We start from the raw sequence: 3,181 nt of genomic DNA, 5'->3' as shown, positions 1-3,181 counted from the left end.
ATGATGTCGACGGTACTTTGCTCCTCAACCTGCGGAGTCCCAAGGGTAAACGGGTTTGGCTGGATCACGCTGGGACGCTCCAGGACTTTCACGGTGGTGGAACCGTTGCTCACCGCGACCGGACGAATGCGGACATCGTCGCCAATAACGATGGTCCCGGTGCGGGCATTAATCACAACGCGGGCCGGCATCACGCCCTGTGGGACATCCAGAGTCTCCAGCATGGACAGAAACGTCACCAGGTTATTCCGTCCCCCGGGGACAGTGACTTCGATCTGGCTGCCATCCACTCCCTGGGCAATATGGCTGCCAAAGTGATCATTGATCGTCTTGACCAGTAAGCGGCTTTGGCTGTAATTCTGTTCCCTGAGATTCAGTCGTACGACACCCGATGTTACCTCTGGAGGAATGATCGCCTGCTCAATGGTGGCACCCCCGGGAATACGTCCGACCGTCGTTGTATTGATATTGATCTGGGTGCCGGTAGCGCCCTGGGCAGAAACGCCGCCGACAATCACGGAACCCTGGGCCAGGGCATACACCTGGCCATCAATACCCCGTAATGGTGATGCCAGAAGCACACCACCACGGAGACTTTTGGCGTCACCAATCGAGGAAACCACCACATCGATGGTGGTTCCCGGGCGGGCAAAAGTGGGCAGGTCGGCACTGATGCTGACGGCAGCAACATTTTTCATCCGTGGATCACTGCCCTGGGGCAGCTGAATACCAAACTGGCGGAGCATGTTGACCATGGACTGGCTGGTGAAAACAGTTTGACGGGTCTGATCGCCGGTACCCTGCAAACCAACCACCAGGCCATAGCCGATCAGCTGGTTCCTGCGCACGCCTTCCATATTAACCAGATCCACCAAACGGACGGCCTGGCCGGGTAGCGGAAAAACCAACGTGGCCAGTAACAGCCAGGCCGGGAGATTTTTCAAAAGTAACGTCCGTATGGGGGAGGACAGACTATTGATGATAAAAAAACGGATTGGAGCAGTGAGGTTCTGTGAGCAGAAAAGTGAGGCGATTTGCCGGACAACACCGGTTTTTTCAGACCCATTGGCTGCCACCGACCCGGGGCAGTGTATTTGCGGACAGCTTCCTGACCTGCTCAAAACGGAAACCAGCTACTGTTCAGGATACGGGAGAACCAACCCTGAGTGTTGGTTTGGGCCAGATCGCCACGGCCGGTATAACTGATTTTTGCCTGGGCCAGACGCTGCGAGGATACCTGGTTGTCCTGGGAAACGTCTTCAGGACGAACTACACCACTGACATAGATGACTTCATCACCCTGATTAAGCCGGACCATTTTGCTGCCCTTGACGAAAAGCGCACCGCTGGGCAGCACTTTTTGTACGACTACGGTCACTGAACCGGTTAAATGGTTTTGCTGGGAGGTGGATGCCTTACCGCCAAAGTTTCGGGCGCCGCTGAGTTGCATGTCCAGTTTCGAGTAATTTTTTCCAAATACCGTAGGGGGCGCTATGTTAGCGCTGGCGTTTTTGTCCAGGCTGGTATTGGCCTTTTTACTGGAGATGGTCATCTCCTGCAGCATGACAGTCAGAATATCACCGGGGCGGTAAGCTTTCAGGTCATCAAAGAGGCGCATACTGGTGGCATGGGTGTAAAGGCTGCCCGGTGCCGGTGCCGGGGGGGACTCAAGGGCACGGGTAAGCACCGGTTCGCCGTCATTATCGGGATCATCCAGGGGCTGGTTCTGTGGCAGTACCACCTGACAGCCCTGCAACCCGGTGACCAGGGCTGTGACCAGCCAATAAAACGTCAATGTGACAACTTTACCCATGGGTCAGATCCGGTTAACTGCTTTTCACTAGGTATTCCTGGGAATTACTGGCAACATCGATGGCCCTGGCCTGCATTTCATAAGCCCGCTGAATCATGATCAGATTGACCAGCTCCTCCACCACATCCACGTTGGAGGCTTCCAGGGAAAACTGCCGGATTTCACCAAGACCGTTGGTGCCGGGAACGCCCTCCACCGGGGTACCGCTGGCAGCGGTTTCCAGATAGAAGTTATCGCCGATGGCCTGCAGCCCCATGGGATTAATGAAATTAACCAGGGAAATCTGCCCCAGAATCTGGGCATCCGTGGTGCCGGGCATGGCAACGGATACCGTGCCATCCTGACCAATCGTGATGTTCTGGGCTTCGCTTGGGATGGAGATCACCGGCTCTATCGGCTGGCCGGTGGCCATTACGATTTCACCTTCTGCATTGAGTTGCAGCTGCCCGTTGCGAGTATAAGCCATCTCTCCGGAAGGTAGTTGAATCTGCAGGAAGCCATCGCCCACAATAGCCAGATCCAGCGCGTTACCGGAATTCTGGATATTGCCATTGGTAAATATTTTCTGGGTGGCCGTGATTCTGGCACCTGTACCGACCTGTAAGCCGCTGGGCAGTTCATCCGTACTGTTGGCCATCGCTCCGGCCTGTTTCAGGGTGGTATAAAACTGATCTGCAGCCACCACCCGTTCTTTTTTATAGCCATAGGTGCTGATATTACTGAGGTTCTGGGAGGCGGCCATCATTCGGGCATCCTGCAGGGTCAGGCCACCCTGGTTTATCCACAGACTGTTCATAGGGACTCTCTCATTAGCGACGGGTGACGTTCAGCAATTCATTGCCACGCCCTGCCATCTGATCAAAGGCCGATAACATACGGACATGGAGATCCATGGTTTTTCCAGCTTCCACAACATTCAGGTACTCAGCCATCAGGTCAACGTTGCTCTCTTCAAGCGCACCGCTGACCATCTGAACCTGTGGGTCAGGTACTGGTGTACTGCCGTCCGCCAGCCTGAACAGGCCATCAGGACCCCGGATCAGGTTTTTCACCGGGGGGTTGGCAAAGCGGATACGCCCCACCTCTTCAACTTCCTGACCACCGGCCGGAATAATACTGACAGAGCCCTCACTGCCAATGGTCAGCTGGCTGAACTCAGGAACCGTCAACGGACCCGCCTGTCCCATGACGCGGGCGCCGTTGCCTGTCAACACCTCTCCCGTTGCGGTCAGGCTGAGCAAACCGTTGCGGGTCAGCCCTGCCTGCCCCCTGGCATCTTCCACCACTAACCATCCGGCACCGTCAATGGCTATATCCAGCTGGCGTCCGGTGGGTTTCAGAAAGCCACTGGTAAAATCAGTGGCAGCC

The 3,181-nt window shown here is 55.7% G+C and carries 4 protein-coding genes; all 4 read right to left on the bottom strand.

The window, feature by feature from the left end; all coding sequences use genetic code 11:
- The coding region (locus KDK13_RS13555) for a flagellar basal body P-ring protein FlgI (RefSeq protein WP_257285508.1) at positions 1-944 on the bottom strand (944 nt) is incomplete at its 3' end.
- A 173-nt stretch (positions 945-1,117) separates the two neighbouring features.
- Positions 1,118-1,813 (bottom strand): flagellar basal body L-ring protein FlgH, encoded by a 696-nt coding sequence (locus tag KDK13_RS13550; RefSeq protein WP_257285507.1) that lies wholly within the window; start codon positions 1,811-1,813, stop codon positions 1,118-1,120.
- A 13-nt stretch (positions 1,814-1,826) separates the two neighbouring features.
- Positions 1,827-2,609, bottom strand: a complete 783-nt coding sequence (gene flgG / locus KDK13_RS13545; RefSeq protein WP_257285506.1) for a flagellar basal-body rod protein FlgG — start codon at positions 2,607-2,609, stop codon at positions 1,827-1,829.
- Between the two features lie 13 nt (positions 2,610-2,622).
- On the bottom strand, positions 2,623-3,181 hold a 559-nt coding region (locus KDK13_RS13540), incomplete at its 5' end, for a flagellar basal body rod C-terminal domain-containing protein (RefSeq protein WP_257285504.1).

This window comes from Endozoicomonas sp. SESOKO1 (genome assembly GCF_024606265.1).
Taxonomy (GTDB): Bacteria; Pseudomonadota; Gammaproteobacteria; order Pseudomonadales; family Endozoicomonadaceae; genus Endozoicomonas.
This window is presented reverse-complemented; position numbering and strand designations above follow the sequence as displayed.